Source organism: Pseudomonas paraeruginosa (genome assembly GCF_003025345.2).
Lineage (GTDB): Bacteria > Pseudomonadota > Gammaproteobacteria > Pseudomonadales > Pseudomonadaceae > Pseudomonas > Pseudomonas paraeruginosa.
Map to the genome: position 1 here is coordinate 876,843 of NZ_CP020560.1, position 18,670 is coordinate 895,512.

14 protein-coding genes are annotated in these 18,670 nt (G+C 66.0%); 7 read left to right on the forward strand and 7 right to left on the reverse strand.

Annotated elements, in window-relative coordinates; genetic code table 11:
* Positions 1-23: 23 nt before the first annotated feature.
* The 5 genes from hpaB to B7D75_RS04270 all read right to left on the reverse strand — a co-directional run bounded on the left by hpaB (position 24) and on the right by B7D75_RS04270 (position 5,350).
* Entirely contained in the window at positions 24-1,586 is a 1,563-nt protein-coding gene (gene hpaB, locus B7D75_RS04250; protein ID WP_034081675.1) for a 4-hydroxyphenylacetate 3-monooxygenase, oxygenase component, read from the reverse strand.
* Positions 1,587-1,743: 157 nt separating this feature from the next.
* Positions 1,744-2,034: a DUF2218 domain-containing protein gene (locus tag B7D75_RS04255; RefSeq protein ID WP_058135558.1), complete on the reverse strand. Its 291-nt coding sequence runs from the start codon at positions 2,032-2,034 to the stop codon at positions 1,744-1,746.
* Between the two features lie 337 nt (positions 2,035-2,371).
* On the reverse strand, positions 2,372-3,133 hold the full coding sequence (locus tag B7D75_RS04260) for an SDR family oxidoreductase (RefSeq protein ID WP_012074350.1): 762 nt from the start codon (positions 3,131-3,133) through the stop codon (positions 2,372-2,374).
* The gene (locus B7D75_RS04265; protein ID WP_107113770.1) at positions 3,130-4,518 is read right to left on the reverse strand and encodes an aspartate aminotransferase family protein; all 1,389 of its coding nucleotides are present in this window, start codon (positions 4,516-4,518) and stop codon (positions 3,130-3,132) included. Before B7D75_RS04265 ends, B7D75_RS04260 begins: the two co-directional genes overlap by 4 nt.
* A gap of 7 nt (positions 4,519-4,525) precedes the next feature.
* Positions 4,526-5,350, reverse strand: a complete 825-nt coding sequence (locus B7D75_RS04270) for a molybdenum cofactor biosynthesis F family protein (protein ID WP_034081678.1) — start codon at positions 5,348-5,350, stop codon at positions 4,526-4,528.
* A 458-nt stretch (positions 5,351-5,808) separates the two neighbouring features.
* On the opposite strand from B7D75_RS04270, the gene B7D75_RS04275 reads away from it, so the two are divergent.
* From B7D75_RS04275 to B7D75_RS04300, 6 genes are all read left to right on the forward strand, one after another.
* Positions 5,809-6,372, forward strand: coding sequence for a fimbrial protein (locus tag B7D75_RS04275; protein ID WP_107113771.1), 564 nt, complete (start codon positions 5,809-5,811; stop codon positions 6,370-6,372).
* A 25-nt stretch (positions 6,373-6,397) separates the two neighbouring features.
* Complete coding sequence (locus B7D75_RS04280; RefSeq protein WP_043099420.1) at positions 6,398-7,144, forward strand: fimbrial biogenesis chaperone; 747 nt, start codon at positions 6,398-6,400, stop codon at positions 7,142-7,144.
* Between the two features lie 276 nt (positions 7,145-7,420).
* On the forward strand, positions 7,421-9,967 hold the full coding sequence (locus tag B7D75_RS04285; RefSeq protein ID WP_107113772.1) for a fimbria/pilus outer membrane usher protein: 2,547 nt from the start codon (positions 7,421-7,423) through the stop codon (positions 9,965-9,967).
* Positions 9,964-10,716 carry a fimbrial biogenesis chaperone gene (locus tag B7D75_RS04290; RefSeq protein ID WP_043099418.1) on the forward strand — a complete coding sequence of 251 codons (753 nt, stop codon included), beginning with the start codon at positions 9,964-9,966 and terminating at the stop codon, positions 10,714-10,716. The genes B7D75_RS04285 and B7D75_RS04290 overlap by 4 nt, the downstream gene beginning before the upstream one ends.
* 89 nt (positions 10,717-10,805) lie before the next feature.
* Positions 10,806-13,835, forward strand: a complete 3,030-nt coding sequence (locus tag B7D75_RS04295) for a two-partner secretion domain-containing protein (protein ID WP_034081684.1) — start codon at positions 10,806-10,808, stop codon at positions 13,833-13,835.
* 108 nt (positions 13,836-13,943) lie between these two features.
* On the forward strand, positions 13,944-15,083 hold the full coding sequence (locus tag B7D75_RS04300; protein ID WP_034081685.1) for a fimbrial protein: 1,140 nt from the start codon (positions 13,944-13,946) through the stop codon (positions 15,081-15,083).
* A gap of 517 nt (positions 15,084-15,600) precedes the next feature.
* Here the strand turns inward: B7D75_RS04300 and B7D75_RS04305 are convergent.
* Positions 15,601-16,800, reverse strand: coding sequence for an EAL domain-containing response regulator (locus B7D75_RS04305; protein ID WP_058145568.1), 1,200 nt, complete (start codon positions 16,798-16,800; stop codon positions 15,601-15,603).
* A 499-nt stretch (positions 16,801-17,299) separates the two neighbouring features.
* Here B7D75_RS04305 and B7D75_RS04310 point away from each other — a divergent pair, with 499 nt between their 5' ends.
* A complete protein-coding gene (locus B7D75_RS04310; protein ID WP_012074361.1) occupies positions 17,300-17,944 on the forward strand; it encodes a response regulator transcription factor in 645 nt (214 codons plus the stop codon).
* 19 nt (positions 17,945-17,963) lie between these two features.
* Here B7D75_RS04310 and B7D75_RS04315 read toward each other — a convergent pair whose 3' ends face one another.
* Positions 17,964-18,653, reverse strand: a complete 690-nt coding sequence (locus B7D75_RS04315; RefSeq protein ID WP_012074362.1) for an SDR family oxidoreductase — start codon at positions 18,651-18,653, stop codon at positions 17,964-17,966.
* Between the last annotated feature and the right edge of the window lie 17 nt (positions 18,654-18,670).

Consider the following 18,670-nt stretch of genomic DNA (forward strand, 5'->3'; position numbering starts at 1 on the left):
AACCTCCGGACGCGACGCGGGCGTCATTGGCGGATGCGGTCGAGCACGTTGATGTCGTCCGGGTTGTGCAGGTGCGGCACGGTCCAGCCGTTCTCGTCGTAGTCGCCCATGCACTGCTCGACCATGCCGAGCATGCCCTTCATCGCGCCGCTGCCGAGCGCCTGGCGCAGGGCCTGCATGCGGATCTCGTCCTGGCTGCCGGCGTAGTTGATCTCGTACAGCTCGTGGCGGCCGCCGAACTCGCTGCCGATGGCGTCCCAGAGCAGCTTGAGGATCTTGATCCGCTCGCGGTGCCCCATTCCGCCGGAGCCGCGGCAATAGGTGGCGAGGTACTTGTCGAGCTGCGGGTTGTGCAGGTCGCGGACGCCGGAAGGCAGGTAGATCAGGCCGCTGGCGACCACCTGCTCGATGGTCTTCTTGATTTCCGGATAGGCCTGCGGCGCCAGCACCCGGTAGGCCTGCAAGGCCTCGGCGCTGGGCAGGAAGGCGCCGCCGTGCCACTCGCTGGCATTGCCGTGCATGGCGTCGGTCAGCGACCAGAACAGGTTGCGCCAGGCCACCACCTCGCCGACCTGCGCCTGCACCCCGCGGAACTCCAGGGAACCGGTGCATTGCAGGGCCTTGTAGAGGGCGCCGGTGATGAAGTCGAGCTTGACCGCCAGGCGGGTGCAGCCCTGCATCGGGAACAGCCGGCCGAAGCCACCCTGGGGGAACCACTGCTTGCAGCGCTCGAAGTCGCGGTAGATCAGTACGTTCTCCCAGGGGATGAACACCTTGTCCATCACCAGGATCGCGTCGTTCTCGTCGAAACGGCTGGACAGCGGGTAGTCGAACGGCGAGCCGGCGATACCCGCCACCAGTTCGTAGGAGGGGCGGCAGATCAGCTTCATGCCGGGGGTGTTCATCGGCGCGATGAACATCAGGGCGAAGTCGGTGTTGTCGCCGAGCAGCTGCGCCGAGCCCTGGCCGACGAAGTTGTAGTGGGTCAGCGCGGAGTTGGTGGCGACCACCTTGGCGCCGCTGACGATGATGCCTCCGTCGACCTCCTCGTCCACCGAGATGAACACGTCCTTGACCTGGTCCACCGGCTTGTCGCGGTCGATCGGCGGGTTGACGATGGCGTGGTTGAGATACAGGCAGGCTTCCTGGATGCGTTTGTACCAGGTCCTCGCGTTGTCCTCGAACTTGCCGTAGAAGCCCGGGTTGGCGCCCAGCGCGCTGCCGAAGGCGGCCTTGTAGTCGGGGGTGCGGCCCATCCAGCCGTAGGTCAGGCGCGACCACTCGGCGATGGCGTCGCGCTGCTGGCGCAGTTCGTCGGCGCTGCGCGCGTAGCGGAAGAACTTGTGGGTATAGCCGCCGTTGCCGGTGTCGGTCTCCCAGCAGAGCCTGTCCTTGCTCTGCGGATCGTGCAGGGCGTCGTAGAGCCGGGCCATGGAGGCGGCCGCGTTGCGGAAGGCGGGGTGGCTGGTGACGTCCTTGACGCGGTCGCCGTAGATGTAGATCTCACGGTCGTCGCGCAGGCTGGCGAGGTATTCCTCGCCGGTGAACGGACGGGTGGCAGAGGCACGGAAATCTTCGGGTTTCATCATCGACTCCAGTCATTGTTGTTATCTGCGCGAGAGCGCCTGGAGACGATGATGGGACGCGGGGAGAGCGAGCTGAATGGCTTTTCCGGGGAATGAATTGCACTTTTCATGGTGGCCATGACGCCGGTCGCCAGGGGGCGGCCGGGTGGCCAGGCGCTCAACTGTCGGCGGCTTGCCAGCTGATTTCCAGGCTTTCGCTGCTGGCCATGCGCTGCAGGTGGTCGGCGACCACGTTCTGCATGTGCGCGAGGCTGTCCTCGTCGGGGCTGTTGAGAACCAGCAGCACATGGTCGGGCTGGGCCAGCAGCTCGCAGTTGGAGTCGCCGAAGTCGATGAAGCCGCGCTCGGCGCTCAGCTCGACCTCGAACTTGTGCCCCCAGTGCTTGCACAGGCGGTTGATGTAGCGGGCGGCCGATTCGGTACGGACATGGGACATGGAGCGGAACATGAAGCGAATCCTCTCGGTTGGGATTTCCGATACTAACCCGCTGAGAGTCGTTCTTATTCATCCATTTTGCAGGGGCTTTCGATAATCGCCCGGCAAATTGGGCGGTCCTCGCCCGCGCGGCAGGGCGAGGGCGCTTGCCGCATGCACCCAACGGCCCCCTCCAGGGAGAGGGCGGGGGACGGCAGGCCTGGCGGAGAACCGCGAGCGGTCATTCGCCCTGCCGGAGCCGCGGCGGGCGGAGGTGCTTGCCGCGTGCGCCGAACGGCTCCTCTCCCTTCAGGGAGAAGGCGGGGGAGAGGGCGAGCCAGGCCGGCGAGCGCCAGAGGTGGGTGGGCGTTCAGGCCAGTCCGCCGTTCTCCGGTAGCAGCGCGCCGCCATCCACCACCAGCGTCTGTCCGGTGATATAGCTCGCCTCGTCGGACGCGAGGAACAGCATGGCGTGGGCGATATCCCGTGGCTGGCCGACGCGGCCGAGAGGGATGTGCGCCGCGAGACGGCCGGCGTCGCCGAGGTTGCCCAGCGCCGGGGTGGCGATGAGGCCGGGTTCGACGCCGTTGACGGTGATCCCGTCGCCGGCCAGTTCCAGCGCGGCGGCGCGGATGAAACCGTTGACCCCGGCCTTGCTCGCTGCATAGTGGGCGAGTCCGGCGATCGCCGTGCGCGGGCCGGTCACCGAGGATGTCACCAGTACCCGCCCCGCCAGGCTGCGCCGCAGGGCGGGAAGGGCGGCCTGGGTCAGCCAGAAGCAGCTTTTCAGGTTCACCGCGAGGGTTTGCTCCAGCGTCTCGTCGCCCAGGTCGGCGAGAGTGCACTGGGCGAAGGCCGCGGCATTGTGCAGGAGGATGTCCAACTGGCCGAAGCGCTCCAGGGTGGCGAGCACCGCGCGCTCGGCGGCGTCGCGGCTGCCCAGGTCGACGGCCAGCAGTTCGGCTTCGCCCCCCGCCGCGCGGATCGCCGCAAGGGTGGCCTGGCCGCTGCTGGCGGTGCGGGTCGCCAGCAGCACCCTGGCGCCCTGCGCGGCGAAGTGCTCGGCGATGGCGCGGCCGATGCCCTGGCCAGCGCCGGTGACCAGCGCGACGCGACTTTCCAGGCGCCTCATGCGTCATCCTCCAGCAGTTCGCCCAGGCAGTCGCGCAGCAGGCGGTTGTGCAGGTCGACATCTTCTGTCCGGGTCGCCGGGCAGACCAGCGCCATGTTGTGGAAGGGCGTCAGCAGGACCCCGCGGTTCAGCAGATAGAGATGCAGGTATGCCTCGATCAGCCCGTGCCGCGCATGATGGGCTTCGCCACCGTTGCGCGGGGCATGGGTCATGAACAGGTATTCGACGCGCGCGCCGATGCGTGTCACGTGCCAGGGCAGGCGCATGTCCTTGAGTATCGCCCGGACACCCTCTTCGAGCCGGGCGGCGAGTTCGAACATGTGCCGGTAGGCGGCTTCGGTCATCACCTCGGCGAAGGTCGCGCGCATCGCCGCCAGTTGCAGGGCATTGCCGGCCAGCGTGCCGCCGAAGCCGAAGTGGTTGATCGCCTGTCCCGGGCGAAAATGCGGGAGCACCGCCCAGATGCGCTCCGCCAGCGCCTGGCTGCAACCCCAGACCGCGCTGGGAATGCCGCCGGCGATGCATTTGCCGAGGACCAGGAAGTCCGGCTCCAGGCCATGTGCGCCGCTGTAGCCGGAAGGGCCGCAGGAGATGGTGTGGGTTTCGTCGATGACCAGGGCCACGCCGTGGCGGCGAGTCAGTTCGCGCAGGCCGGCGTGGAAACCCTCGGCTGGCGGGACCATGCCGACATTGGTCATGAACGGCTCGGTCAGCACTGCGGCGACGTCGCCGTGGGCGAGGGCGGCTTCCAGCGCGCCGAGGTCATTGAACTCCACCAGGCGGGTGGTGGCGTCGTGGCGCACGCCGTTGGGATGCACGCCTTCGCGCGGGACCATCCGGCCCTCGCCGTCGAACTCCACCTGCGATTCGTCGACGCTGCCGTGGTAGTTGCAGTTGAAAACCACCACCTTGTCGCGGCCGCTGAGCATCCGGCACAGGCGCAGGACGAAGCGGTTGGCATCGGTCGCCGAGGTGGTCACCTGCCAGTAGGGCAGGCCGAAGCGGCGCGCCAGTTCGGCGCCCACCCACAGGCTGTCCTCGCTCGGCAGCATCAGGGTCGAACCGTGCCGCGCCTGCCGGGCGATGGCCTCGGCCACCGCCGGCTGGGCGTGGCCGAACATGGCGCCGGTGTCGCCGAGGGCGAAGTCGACATGGTGGCGTCCGTCGATATCGGTGACCCGCGCGCCCCGGGCGGCCTTGACCACCAGCGGGCAATTGCCCGGCCATTGCTGCATCCAGTGCAGCGGGGCGCCGTACAGCCAGTGACGGAGATTCTCCCGGTATGCCGCCATGGAGCGCGGATGCAACGCGTCGAAGCACTGCAGTTCGCGCTGGAACAGGGTTTCGACACGAGCCAGGTCGAGGCCGAGGATGTTGTTTTCCATGCTGGCCTCACTGTTCGTGGCGGGTCTGGCCGAGTACCCGGGCGAGGGCGCCGACCGGGAAGTTCACCGGGGTGGCGAAGTCGTCGCCCTGGTAGCCGAAGATCTTGCCGTCGGTACGCCCGGCTTCGAGGTCGATGAGCAGCACGCCGAGGGTCGGCACGATCTTTTCGCGCCAGACGAAGAGGTACAGACGCTCGGCCAGTCGGTAGTGGTGGCAGCGGTCGGTGTCGGCCAGGCCCTGCTCGGCGCCGCGCAGGCAATGCCAGGTATAGAAGCGCGGATTCAGGTAGATGTGCTCGTAGGCCTCGCTGGCGCTGTAGACGTACTGGTTGCGCAGGCCGAGCAGTTCTTCGCTGGGCGCGTGCGGGCAGGCGCCGGGCTGCCAGGGACGCCCGAGGCTGCCGTGCAGGAACCCGGCCTCGACGCCGGTCGGTTCCTGGCCGCTGAGCGCACGGCTGAACAGGCCCTGCTCGCAGGTGGCGCGGGTTGGCAACCGGCCGAGTACCGCGGTGAATGCCAGGTGGTGGAAATCCAGCACCAGGCTGACCGACACCGTCCGGCCGTCTTCCTGCTTGAGGAAGTCCACCAAGTAGACGTTTTCCCGCAGCGAACTGGCGCGATAGGCCGACTCGCCGCTGACGCTGCCGTCCGCCAGGCGCCAGCGCAGGCGTTGTCGGCCGAAGGCGTGCTGGATGATCCAGCCGTTGGCGAAGTGCAGGACCAGCTCGCGTCCGTCGAGGTCGAGGCTGGCGGGCAGGACGTGGCTGTCCGGGGCGAAGCCATCGGCCAGGGCGCCGACGGTGATCCATTCGGGGTGGGGGGAGGCGGGCATGGCGAGTCTCCGGTCGTTGGGAAAGCGCCATGCTGGCGTGTCGCGACGTCGCACGGTATCGACCGGATGGTTGAGGTGCCGATGCGGTCTACGGACATTTCCTTGAATAACGTGAAAGTTTGCGTAGGAAAATACTTTTGGTAGTTCGAATGATTGGTCTGATATTGAAGATTTAATGTTTTTCTGTTGCGAGTCTTGATGTGGAAGTGCTTTAAGCATTGCTCTCGGAAAAGGACTACATATATTTTCGTATGTTTATTATTTTTATGATTTTCCTTTCTTTCTAACATCTTTCTTCGCGCTTCGAGCGATGTTCTCCAACTGCCCCGCAGTCATGGTCGCTCGCAGTGGCTGTTCCTTATTTGCACGAAAAGACTTGGCTCGCCCCACTCGATCCGAACTTGCAGCGGATCTCGACGGTGTTGTCAGGATGTTCCATCCACTTGAAAGGAAATCAGATGAACATGTTCAAGCGTAGCGTTCTCGCTCCCCTCGCCGTTTCCGGCGCTCTCCTGGCCATGGGATCTCCCGCGTTCGCCGCCGATGGCGTGGTCAACTTCATGGGCAGCATCTCCGACGTGACCTGTGACATCAACGGCCAGGCGCCGGGTATCGGCAACGTCACCCATGTCGACCTGGGTACCGTAGCTCCCGGCGTATTCACCGCGGTCGGCACCGCATCCCCCTTCAAGAACTTCGACCTGGTCCTGTCCGGCGCCGGCTGCACCGATGGCAAGAAGGCTTCCATCGCCTTCGACGCCGTGACCAACGTGGACCAGTCCACCGGCAACCTGAAGCTGACCAGCAACTCCCCGGCTGGCGGCGTGCAGATCCAGATCTACAACAACGCCGGCAACAATTCCAAGATCCCGCTGGGCTCGGCCGAGGCTTCGCCGCAACAGGCCGAGATCAAGAACAACACCGCGACCCTGAAATACAAGGCGTCCTATGTCTCCACCGCCGCCACCGTCATTCCGGGCAGCGGCGTGTCCCATATCCGCTACGTGCTGGCGTACCAGTAAGCAGCTCGGACACAGGGGCGCGACCATGGCTTCGCCAATGCACAATGTTCTCCTCTCTTGGGTTGCGGCGAGCGCCGTGGTCTTCGCCCTGGGCGTCTCCCCGGCCGAGGCCGGGCTGGTCGCCCAGGGCACCCGCGTCGTGTTTCCTGGCAATGAGCGCGAAGTCACCCTGCGGGTCAACAATACCTCCAGCGTGCCGGTGCTGGCGCAGGCCTGGATCGACGATGGACGCGAGGATGTGCCGCCCGAGCAACTGAACATGCCGTTCAGCATCACCCCCGCGGTCGCCCGGGTGGAGCCCAACGGGGGCCTGGTCCTGCGCGTCGCCTACCTCGGCACGGCATTGCCGAAGGACCGCGAGTCGGTGTTCTGGCTGAATATCCTGGAAGTGCCGCCACGGGACGAGAGCGACGAGAATGCCTTGCAGTTCTCCTTCCGTTCTCGCCTCAAGTTGTTCTTCCGTCCCAGCCAGTTGAAAAGTGCCGAATCCGCACCTGAAAAGCTCCGCTGGAAGTTGGTTGGAAGTGCGGGACGAAGTCCAGTCGTTCGAGTCGATAATCCCACGCCGTATTTCGTTTCTTTCTCCGACGTCGAGGTGCTTGTCGATGGACGCGCCGTCTCGATCGGCAATGGCATGGTTTCCCCGTTCTCCCGGAAGGACTTCGGCGCAAAGAAGAACATGCCGCTCGATAGCCGGAACGCTTCCGTCCGCTACGAGGTGATCAACGATTACGGCGGCCGTTCCACGCTCGAGCGAGCGTTCGGCGAGTAAAGCGGTTTCCCGCGGTTTCTCTCTCTGGTTCGACATATGGGTGGCGATTATCCATCGCCGCAGGGATTACATATGCCTAAAGTTTTTCGTCATGGGGGGCCGTCGGCTCGTGGCTCGGGCCGGGGGCAGCTTCTCCCGTCGCGCATGGCGGAACAAGGATGTTTCTCCATGCGCACCCGGTGCCTTGTTCTTGCGCTCATGTCGTTGCCTTCCCTTGCCTGGACCGGCAGCGCCAGTGCCGGGCCGCGTGAAGGAGCGCCACGGCAGGCCGAGCCCATGGCTGCGAACGGCCCCGTGTTGCCGGCGACGCCTGGCGCCAGGGGCGCGCCGCCGCGCCGGATCGTCTTCGATGCGCAGATGCTGTCGCTGGGAGCGGGGGGCCGCGCCATCGACACTTCGCGCTTCGAGCGCGGCAACGTCATCGAGCCGGGGCGCTATCGTCTCGACCTGCTGGTCAACAACCAGTGGCGGGGTGTCGAGGACGTCGAGTTGCGCCGCGAGCCGGGCCAGGACAGCGCGGTGCTCTGCTACGACCGGCGCCTGCTGGAGCGGGCCGGTATCGACCTGGCCAGGAGCGCGCGCGGGCAGGACGGCGTTTCCGGCGGCGTCCCGCTGCCCGAGGGACTGGCCTGCGAGCCACTGGCGCGCCACGTGCCGGGCGCCACGACCAGGCTGGACATCGCCGAGCAGGCCATCTATCTCTCGGTGCCCGAGTTTTACCTGAGCCTGGCCTCCTCGAAGACCTACGTCGATCCGTCGAGCTGGGACAACGGCATTTCCGCCGCGCTGCTCAACTACAACGCCAGCCTCTACAACACCGATACCCGCGGCAGGAGCGACACCAGCGGTTATGCCGGGCTGAACGCCGGCCTGAACCTGGGCCGGCTGCGGCTGCGCCACAACGGCACGGCCACCTGGTCGCGGCGCAACGGCAGCCACTACCAGCGCAGCGCCACCTACGGCCAGACCGATCTTCCGGCCTGGCGCTCGCAACTGCTGGTGGGGGAAAGTTCGACCAGCAGCGAGTTCTTCGACCCGGTGTCGTTCCGTGGCGCGCGGCTTTCCAGCGACGACCGGATGCTGCCCGATTCGCTGCGCTATTACGCGCCGGTGGTGCGCGGAACGGCCAACACCAATGCGCGGGTCTCGGTCTACCAGCGCGGCTACCTGATCTACGAGACCACCGTGGCCCCCGGCGCCTTCGCGCTCGACGAACTGCAGGCCGCAAGCTTCGGCGGCGACCTGGAAGTGCGGGTGGCCGAGGCCAGCGGCGAGGTGCGCACCTTCATCGTGCCGTTCGCCACCACGGTACAACTGCTGCGTCCCGGCACCACGCGCTACAGCCTGACCGCCGGGCAGGTCAACGACCCCAGCCTGGAGCGGCGACCGAACCTGGTGCAAGGCATCTACCAGCGCGGCCTGGGCAACGACCTGACCGCCTATGGGGGTGGGGCCTTCACCGGCAGCTACATGTCGGCGCTGCTGGGCCTGGCCCTGAACACGCCGATCGGCGGCTTCGCCGGGGACGTGACGCTGGCGCGAACCGACGTGCCCGGCGGTGGCGGCCAGTTGAACGGTTCGAGCTACCGGCTTTCCTACAGCAAGAACCTGCCGAACACCGGCACCAACTTCTCGCTGCTCGCCTACCGCTATTCCACCAGTGGCTACCTGGGGCTGCGCGACGCGGTGTTCATGCAGGACCGGGTGGACAGGGGCGAGCCGCTGGAGTCGTTCTCGCGCCTGCGCAATCGCGTGGATGCCAACATCAGCCAGCAGCTCGGCGCCGGCGGGGGCCACCTGTACCTCAACGGTTCCGCGCAGCGCTACTGGAGCCATGGTGGCCGGGCCGTGAACTTCTCGGTCGGCTACAGCAACCAGTGGCGCGACGTCAGCTATACCCTCTCCGCGCAACGTCTGCGCAGCCAGTACGAGGGCTTCTCCGACCGTGAGCGCGGCGGCGCCAGCAGTACCCTGTTCAGCCTGAGCGTTTCCATTCCGCTGGGCGGTCCCGGCCGTGGCTCGCCGACCCTGAGCAGCTACCTCACCCATGACAGCGCCAGCGGCACGCAGCTGACCAGTGGGGTGTCCGGCCTGCTGGGCAGGCGCGATGAGCTTTCCTACGCGCTGTCGGCCTCCCACGATCGCGAGCGCGGAGAGACCTCGAAGAACGCCAGCCTCGACTACCGCCTGCCGCAGGTGGAACTGGGTTCGAGCCTGTCGCAGGGCCCGGGTTATCGCCAGGTGTCGCTCAAGGCGTCCGGCGGCCTGGTCGCCCATGCCGGCGGGCTCACCGCCACCCAGATGCTGGGCGAGACCATTGCCCTGGTGCATGCCGCCGATGCCCTGGGCGCACGCGCCGGCTATGCCGGCAACAGGGTCGACCGCAGTGGCTACGCGGTGGTCCCCAACCTGATTCCCTACCAGTCGAACAGTATCGACCTCGATCCCCTCGGGATGCCCGAGGCGGTGGAACTGAAGGCCAGCTCGCGCAACGTGGCGCCCACCGCCGGGGCGGTGGTGCGCCTAGAGTATCCGACGCGGATCGCCCGCCCGCTGCTGGTCGACAGCCGGATGCCCAGCGGCGAGCCGCTGCCCTTCGCCGCGGAAGTCGTCGATGCGCAGAGCGGAGAGAACGTCGGTGCCGTCGGCCAGGGCAGCCGCCTGGTGCTGCGCGTCGAACGGGAACGCGGCACGTTGCGCGTGCGCTGGGGCGACGCGCCCGACCAGCAGTGCCTGCTGGACTATGCGTTGCCGGCGCGCGCGCAGACCTCGACGGTCCTGAAGCTGGCGTGCCGGCCGGTGGCCGGAGGACTGCGCTCGTGATCCGCCGATGCCTGCATCGCTGCGGCTTGGCGCTCGGCCTTTCTCTCGCGCTGCCGGCGAGCGTCGACGCGGCGCTGAACGTGGTCGGTAGCCGCTTCATCTATCCGGCGCAGAGCGAGGCCCTGAGCATCCGTATCGGCAATGGCGGCCAGCGGCCGATCCTGGTCCAGGCCTGGTTGGATCGCGGCGATGGCTCCGCCGACCCGAGCACCGTCCAGGTGCCCTTCGTCCTGTCTCGGCCATTGTCGCGTGTCGAGCCGCAGGAAAAGTACGCGTTGCAGCTGCGCTACACCGGCGAGCCGCTGCCGGACGACCGTGAATCGCTGTTCTGGCTGAACCTGCTCGAGGTGCCATCGCGGGACGAGGGCCGCGACAACCTGCTGCTGCTGAGCTACCGCCTGCGGATGAAGGTCCTGTTTCGCCCGCGGGGATTGCCCGGCGATCCACGGGCGGCCGCCGGACAGGTGGCCTGGCGTCTGTTGCCGGCCGCGTCGCCGGGGAAGCTGGCGGTGCTCGAGGCCGACAACCGTTCCCCCTATCACGTTTCCCTGACCCGCCTGGAACTGCGCGAGGGGGACGTGGCGATCGCCCTTGGCCACCCGACCCTGCCGCCATTCAGCCGTACCCCGCTGCCACTGCCCAAGCCGGCGCGCGCGGGCGCGCGGGTTCACTACGAGGTCGTGGATGACCAGGGCCGGATCGAGGTCGGCGTGGCGTCGACCGGCCCGCCCGTGGCGGAACACCCCTAGGAGTTCGGCAGGGCCCGGGGAGATGGGGCGCTGCCGCAGCATGGCCCTGCAAATAGGTTGCGGGGCTTCATTGGAGAGGAAGTAGACAGATGAACAAATGCTATGCACTGGTCTGGAACGCATCCCAGGGCTGCTGGAACGTCGCCAGCGAAGGTACCCGTCGGCGTGGCAAGACCGCTGGCGTACGGGCGGTGGCGGCCTCGCTCCTCGCCCTGATGGGCGCGGGCGTCCTGGCTCCGGCCTATGCACTGCCGACCGACCCCAAGGTGGTGGCCGGCAGCGGAGACATCCAGCTGGTCGGCGCCAAGAACATGTCGATCAACCAGCACACCGAGAAGCTGATCACCAACTGGGATTCCTTCAGCGTCGGCGCCGGCGAGCGAGTAACCTTCAACCAGCCAACCTCGACTTCGATTGCCCTGAACCGGGTGCTCGGCACCAGGGGCAGCGATATCCAGGGCAATATCGACGCCAACGGCAAGGTATTCCTGGTCAACCCCAACGGTGTGCTCTTCGGCCGTAATGCCCAGGTCAACGTCGGTGGCCTGGTGGTTTCGACGCAGAACATCAAGGACGCCGATTTCCTGGCCAGCAAGTTCCAGTTCTCCGGCTCGTCGACCAGCGAAGTGCTCAACATGGGGCGCCTGAGCGCGGCGGAAGGGGGATCCATCGCCTTGCTGGGCGCCCGGGTCGACAACCAGGGGACGATCCTGGCGCAGATGGGCACCGCCGCTCTCGGCGCAGGTGGCGATTTCACCCTGAACTTCGATGGCAACCGGCTGCTCGATATCCAGGTCAACGGCGCCGTCACCGATGCGCTGGCGAAGAACGGCGGCCTGCTGAAGGCCGATGGCGGCCAGGTGCTGATGACCGCCAGGGCAACCACCACCGTCCTCGGCTCGGTGGTGAACAACCAGGGCGCCATCGAGGCCAGGAGTCTGCGCGGCCAGTCCGGCAAGATCATCCTCGATGGCGGTTCGGGCAAGGTGCTCGTGGCCGGCGCGCTGTCCGCCAATGCGCTGAACGAGCCGGGCCACGGTGGCACGGTGGAGATGAAAGCGGCCGAGGTCGAGGTCAACCTGGCGACCCAGGTGAACACCCTGGCCAGCAACGGCAACAATGGCATCTGGAAGATCAGCGCCGACAAGGTCGACGTCCATCGCACGGCGCTGGCCAGCGGCGGCACCGTGCATGTCGATACCCTGTCGCGCAACCTGGCGACCACCAATATCGAACTGAACTCGACCAAGGGCGACCTGAACCTGAATGGCCCGGTGGCCTGGGCGTCGGGCAACCGGCTGGCGCTGAACTCCGCCGGCGACCTGAACCTGAACGGCAAGCTGACCGCTACCGGCGTCAATGCCAGGCTGGGTCTGCAGGCCAAGGGCGGGATCGAGATCAACGACAAGATCGTGATCAGCGGCGCCTCCAGCGGCATGAGCCTGGATGCCGGCAACGGACATCGGGTGAACGGCAATGCGTCGGTCACGCTGTCCGGCGCCAATGCGAGCTATGTCTCGGGCGGTTATTACTACACGGTGGTCCAGACCCTGGCGCAACTGCAGGCGATCAACACCAACCTGGACGGCCTCTACGTCCTCGGCAACAACATCCTGGGCAGCTACTACTGCACGGCATTGCAGTCCATCGGCGGTCCCGCCGGCGTCTTCACCGGAACCCTGGATGGTCTGGGCAACACCATCGGCAACCTCTCGATCACCAACACCGGGGCCAACGTCGGCCTGTTCGCCCGCTCTTCCGGCACCCTGTCCAACCTGAAGCTGGACAACCTGCGGGTCTCCGACAGCAACTACGGCGCCGGGCCGTCCTCCCTCGGCGCGCTGGTGGGTATCAACAACGGCCTGGTTTCCAATGTCACCGCCACCCGGGTCAGCGTCAATGGCAGCAGTTCGCGCTCCAACGCCGTGGGCGGCCTGGTCGGCCGCAATAACGGCGGGCGGATTCGCGCCGCCAGCGTCAGCGGCACGGTCAGCGGCTACGCGCCCACCACCGCGATCGGCGGTTTGGTCGGCGAGAACGCTTCCAATGGTCGGCAGGCGCTGATCGAGGACAGTAATTCCAGCGTGCAGATCGCCGCCAGGTCCACCGAGCGCAACAGCCTGGGCGGCGTCGGCGGCCTGGTCGGGTTGAATTCGCGCGGCGTGATCAACAACTCCCATAGCCAAGGCCGGGTCGATGCCTCCAGGGCCGGCCTCAACGTGGGTGGCCTGGTCGGCTTCAACCTGATGGGCGAGATATTCCGCAGCAGCGCCAGCGGCCAGGTGGTGGCGGGCAGCGCCGGCTATACCGGCGGCCTGGTTGGCCTGAACAGCAACGGTGTGATTTCGCAGTCCCAGGCCAGCGGCATGGTTTCCAGCAGCAGCGGCCTGGCGACCGGCGGGTTGGTGGGCAGGAACGAGGGCGACAGCGAGCTGAGGAACGTCAAGGCCAGCGGCAATGTCACGGACAGCTACGGTGCGGACATCGGCGGCCTGATCGGAGTCAACACCGCCGCGCGGGTGGATACCGCCGAGGCGACCGGCAAGGTCTCCGGGGGCGCCAACAGCCGGGTCGGCGGTCTGGTCGGCAGCAACATCAGCGCCTCGCTCGATCATGTGATCGCCCGCGGCGACGTGTTCGGCGGCATCAACAGCCAGGTCGGCGGAATCGCCGGCAGCAACAGCGGCGAGATCTCCAGCGCGGATACCAGCGGCATCGTCTCCGGTGGCTCGAACAGTTCGCTCGGCGGCCTGGTAGGGACCAACTTCGGCAGCATCATGGCATCCAGCAGCAAGAACGACGTGCGGGGCGGGAGCCGCAGCCGCATCGGCGGTCTGGTGGGCGAGAACCAGATTCAGGGACGAATCAGCTCTTCCAGCTCGGAGAGCACCGTCAGCGGCGACTACTACACCACCATGGGCGGTATTGCCGGAGTCAACCTGGGGCGGATCGAGTACTCCGGCGTCAGCGGCAGGATCAACTTCAGGCCGCAATCCAACTATGGGCAGATCTACGGCTCCCTGGTGGGCGAGAACCGTGGCGTCCTCGTCGGCAACTACGTGACCGGCGAGGCGGCGGTCCTGCCGCCTGCCGGCGTCGACTACGGGCAAATCTGGTAAGGCAGGCGGGGAGCCCCCCCGGCAGGGGGGCTCCCTTTCCGCGTCGACGGCGGCCTTCCGGATTCCTGCGGCGGCCGCCTTTTCCACAAGAACAACCTGGAGAATCCCATGAGCGCGAGGTCTTTTCCCTTCGGCCATATCCCCGCCGGACGTGCCTGCCGGCCGCTGCTTCTGTGCTCCCTGCTCGCCGGGCTGTCCCTGCAGCCGGCCTCGGCGCTGGACGAGATCGCGCGCGACTGCACCTTCCGCAACGGCCTGGGAGGCCCCTGGCGCGCAGTCAACGACCTGACCAGCAACACGCCCAAGGGCACCGTGTTGTTCATCAGGCCGGTCAACCTGTTTATCGACTACAAGGTGTCGTACTCCGCGGAGCCGCATGAGTTGATCCTGGGGGGAAACTGGAGCGGGGTCGGCTATCCGGAACCCTACGGGACGGTACAGACCAACATCCACGGGATCGGCTACCGGATCTCCATGGACGCCCAGGATGGCGTCAAGCGACCGATCCCCATCGATAACATTCCTCACGCCCTCGATCGACGCGCGACCGACAATGCCGGAGGCGCGGTCAACGACTACCTGCAGGAACTGGTGCTGACGGTCGATCCCAGGGACCTCCCCAGTGGCGAACTGCTGGTCACCCGCGTTTCCGGCAGTGCAATGCTGAACCTCTGGGCGGTGGACATGCTCAAGGGCGAAACGTCCTTGGGGGGGCGCTTCGACATTCCCACCAGCAACACGCCGGTTGGTGTATGCCGGACGCCTTATCGGCTGGTCGGGCCGGAGGCGATCAATATCGGCGGCGGACCGCCGCCGCTGATTCCTAACAAGTGCAAGGTCGAGGTCGGGCAGACCATCCCGGTCGAGCTGGGCAGCGTCGCGCTGAAGGATTTTCCGCAGATCAACGATACCTCCAGGGCGCGCCACTTCAGCATCACCCTGAGCGAATGCGCGGCGGCGGCGAAGCCGCAGGTGGCCTTCCAGGACAAGTACGCCTCCGTGGCCCCGGCCGATCCGACGATCCTCAGCCTGAAGGACGGCGGTGCCAAGGGTTTCGGCATCGTCGTCGAGAACGGCCTGGACAGCGGCAGGCGCATCCGCTTCGACGGCACGCCTTACCCGATGCGCCGCGTCGGCGACACCGCCGACATTCCCCTGAGCGCCGCCTACATCCGTACCGGCACCGCGGCCGAGCTCAAGGCCGGGGTGGCCGACGGCGCGGCCGAGTTCAGCTTCACCTTCCCCTGAGCGGAGCGGGCGCGGGACTCATGGGGAGATCACGCCATAGGTCTGCTCCGGTTCCAGGATCGCGGGCTCCACCCCAAGTACAGGTCTAGGGGCGGCGAGCCATCCAGCGAATCCTCGGTGCAAGCCCTGGAGCGCGCGCTGCAGCTTGCCATCAGGCGCACTTCGCCGACCATGTGCGCCATGCCTTGCAGGCGATGGAGGATACCGCCCAGGGCCGCGATGTCGCCTGGCATGGCCAGCCCGCGCAGGTTCGCCGGAAGGGCACGGGGTTCGCCACTGGAGGCTGGCACCTCGGCGCCCAGGCGATCCTTGAGCAACGAGGCGATGTCGGCGCTCAGCCGGTCATGGCCGCCGTCGCGGTAGACGATGGCCAGCGGCGGGAAGTCGCGGGTGGTGGTGCCGAGACTGGGTGCGCTTGCGCGGCAGCCAGGCCCGGTTCGTCTTGTCCTGCTGCACGCCCGACCTTAAACGGCAAGTTGATATCGCAACGACCGCCAGTCCGCTGGCTCCAGGCGGATCAGTGCTTCTGTCCCAGGCAATAATGCATGAAATCGCGGCCGCTCATGGGCGGGGCGAGGGCGACCCCCTGGCCGAGCGTCACGCCCAGTTCGCCGAGCAACAGGCGCTGCTCGGCGCTTTCCACGCCGGTGGCCACCAGTTGCACGCCGAGGCTCCTGGCCAGTAGCACGGTGGCGTGGATGATGGCCTGGCAATCGGGGTTGCCCAGCAGGTGGTGGGTGAAGGGAATGGCCAGCTTTATCTGGGTGAATGGCAGGTCGAGCAGGCGTTCCAGGGAGGAATGGCCCGAGCCGAAGTCATCCATGGCCAATCCGCAACCGAGCATGCGCAGGCGTGTCAGGTTCTCCAGCAGCAGGGTGGGCGAGTGCGCGAAGGGTTCTTCGGTGAGTTCGAAAAGGACATGTTCGGCGCAGGCGCGATGGCGCCGCAGGGTCTGCGCGAGGAACTCCATCAGGCCGGGCGAGATCGCCTGGGCCGGCGCCAGGTTGAAAGCCAGCTCCACCGGTTTTCCGTACGCGTAGCGGCGCAATTGTCGTTGCCACTCCAGCCCCTGGCCGAGCAGGCGGGCCAGCAGGTCGTCGGCGAGTCCCGCTGCCTGCAGTACTTCCAGGAAGGATCCCGGGGTCAGCAGGCCCAGGCGAGGATGGTTCCAGCGGGCGAGTATTTCCGCGCCCTGCATCTGGTTGCCCCGTAACAGGAGCTTGGGCTGGTAATAGGCTTCGAACTCGTTGCAGGCCAGGCCGCGACGGACGTCCGCCGGCGACGGCGTGGGTCTTTGCGGCAAGGCGGGAAGAGCGGGCGGAAGCAGCCTGGGCATGTTCCTGAAGGCGGACAGCGCATCGAGCACCGCCCGGGTATCGAAGGATTTGCCGAGGTCGCCGATGAAATCCAGCCCGAGGCGCTGGATCAGGCTGGTGGCCGCCGTCCGCAGCGGGCTCTCCACCGAGGAACTCAGGGCGACGGCCCGCACCAGGCCGACTTCGCTCACCGCCCGGATGAAGGCCAGGCCATCCATTTCCGGCATCTGCAGGTCGCAGATGGCGATATCCACCCCACCGCGTTGCTTGAGCAGGGCCAGGGCCTCGCTGCCGTTCTGCGCTTCGTGGATGTCGACGAGACCCGCCCGGCGCAGGGCGGTGACCGCTGCCAAGCGTAGGAACGGATGATCTTCCAGAACCAGGACGCTGATCTGCCGCATGAGTTACAGGCTTTTTAAATGTTTTTTAATCTTTATGGTGGAGCGATTGTTGGGTAAATAGTCGGTTTCCGTATTTTTTGTAGAAATTTTCCTATGGGATTTCGGGTTTTTTAATTGCTTGGATTTTTTGTTTGGGAAGTGCCTGGAGGTTTCTTCTGTTGGGTGGTTTTTCGGTTTTTATATATCTTCAGGTTGTGTGGGTAAGCGGTTTCCAGAGGCTTTTCAAGTGTCTTTGTTGTTAGTTTTCCAAATGGAAAAATAGTAGTTTTACTATGTAAAGCGTGGCGGGGTTTACTAGAGAATACACTCGTTCACTTGGGGTCGGGACATGTGCTGTACGGGCTCCCGGTCCGTGCTTCCTTGCCTGCGGATCGGCACGCCGTTCCCGCGCTGCGCGGATGGTGCCTCGCCGGAGCATGGACAGCGCGGGTCGAGCTTCCCCGTTCCCTGGCGATGCTGTTCCCCGGCCATGCCGTGTGTAGTTTAAGGAGAAGCAAGGATGTCCGTACATAGCATTCGTGTCATGGTTGCGGATGATCATCCCGCCATCTCGCTAGGTATTTCCTACGAACTGAGTCGGAATGATTCGCTGGAAGTACTTGGACAAGTTTCGAATTCTACCGAACTGATCGCGCAACTCAATGAACATGTCTGTGACGTGGCTATCGTGGATTATACGATGCCTGGCGGAAAGTATGGTGATGGGCTGACGTTATTGTCATTGCTGCGGCGTCGTTATCCTCGCCTGCAATTGGTGGTTTTCACCATGTTGAATAATCCGGGACTTATCCGGGCCATTCTCAAGCAGGGAATCAACTGCATCCTGAGCAAGTCCGACTCGACCAGTCATCTGCTGATGGCGGTGAGTGCGGCCTATTCGCGAAACCAGTATTTCTCCCCGTCCATCAGGGACATCTTCGTCAACCAGGTTCTCTCTTCCCACACCGAGCGCCTGACCGCGCGCGAGGCGGAGATCGTCCGGCTGTTCGGCTCCGGACTGACCATCACCGAGATCGCCGAGCAGTCGCACCGTAGCGTGCAGACCATCAGCACGCAGAAGGTCAGCGCGATGAAGAAGCTGGGGATCAAGCGCGACGCCGACCTGATCCGCTACGCGGCGGAAGGCGACAGTCGCGTTCGTTGAAGCGCCGGGTGGCGCGGCTTCACCACGGCAGCGGCTGGTTCCGGTAGTCGACGAAGCGGCAGGCATTCGCGCCCGCGGCATCCTCCACCGCGGCGACCAGCCCGGCGGAGCTTTCCTCGACGCTCAGCGGCGCGCTCTCGCCGCCCATTTCGGTACGTACCCAGCCGGGATGCAGGAGCAGCAGGCTGAACGGCAGTTCTCCCAACTCCGCCTGCCAGCTGCGCACCAGGCTGTTCAGCGTGGCCTTGCTGGCTCCGTAGAGGGGCATCGTGGCCGAGAGGCCCAGCCCCAGGCTGGCCATCTGCGAACTCATGAAGGCCACCACGCCGCCTTCGCGCACCTTCCCGGACAGGGCCCTGGCCAGGCGCAGCGGGGCGATGGCGTTGGTGAGGAAGAGCTGGGCGATCTGGGCGCCGTCGATCGTCGTCACATCCTGGTCCGCCGGACCATAGACACCGGCATTCACCACCAGCCGATCGAGCCGCTCCTCCGCCAGTGCGTGCAGGATGGCGCCGGCGCACTGCGCGTCGTCGAGGTTGCCGGTCACCAGTTGCAGGCGATCACCGCTGGCGTGCCGCAAGGCCTGCAGGCCCGCGGAGTCTTCCGGCCGGCGGGCCACGGCGTAGACCCGGGCGCCGCTGTCGAGGTAGCGTGCCACCAGACCCAGGCCAATGCCGCGCGAGGCGCCGACGATCAGGACGTTGTGCATGGGGTTCTCCCGTCGAA

Coding starts and splice junctions, on each gene's coding strand:
- hpaB (WP_034081675.1), bottom strand. CDS start 1,586: ATGAAACCCGAAGATTTCCGTGCCTCTGCCACCCGTCCGTTCACCGGC.
- B7D75_RS04265 (WP_107113770.1), bottom strand. CDS start 4,518: ATGGAAAACAACATCCTCGGCCTCGACCTGGCTCGTGTCGAAACCCTG.
- B7D75_RS04255 (WP_058135558.1), bottom strand. CDS start 2,034: ATGTTCCGCTCCATGTCCCATGTCCGTACCGAATCGGCCGCCCGCTAC.
- B7D75_RS04305 (WP_058145568.1), bottom strand. CDS start 16,800: ATGCGGCAGATCAGCGTCCTGGTTCTGGAAGATCATCCGTTCCTACGC.
- B7D75_RS04300 (WP_034081685.1), top strand. CDS start 13,944: ATGAGCGCGAGGTCTTTTCCCTTCGGCCATATCCCCGCCGGACGTGCC.
- B7D75_RS04275 (WP_107113771.1), top strand. CDS start 5,809: ATGAACATGTTCAAGCGTAGCGTTCTCGCTCCCCTCGCCGTTTCCGGC.
- B7D75_RS04310 (WP_012074361.1), top strand. CDS start 17,300: ATGTCCGTACATAGCATTCGTGTCATGGTTGCGGATGATCATCCCGCC.
- B7D75_RS04260 (WP_012074350.1), bottom strand. CDS start 3,133: ATGAGGCGCCTGGAAAGTCGCGTCGCGCTGGTCACCGGCGCTGGCCAG.
- B7D75_RS04285 (WP_107113772.1), top strand. CDS start 7,421: ATGGCTGCGAACGGCCCCGTGTTGCCGGCGACGCCTGGCGCCAGGGGC.
- B7D75_RS04315 (WP_012074362.1), bottom strand. CDS start 18,653: ATGCACAACGTCCTGATCGTCGGCGCCTCGCGCGGCATTGGCCTGGGT.
- B7D75_RS04295 (WP_034081684.1), top strand. CDS start 10,806: ATGAACAAATGCTATGCACTGGTCTGGAACGCATCCCAGGGCTGCTGG.
- B7D75_RS04280 (WP_043099420.1), top strand. CDS start 6,398: ATGGCTTCGCCAATGCACAATGTTCTCCTCTCTTGGGTTGCGGCGAGC.
- B7D75_RS04270 (WP_034081678.1), bottom strand. CDS start 5,350: ATGCCCGCCTCCCCCCACCCCGAATGGATCACCGTCGGCGCCCTGGCC.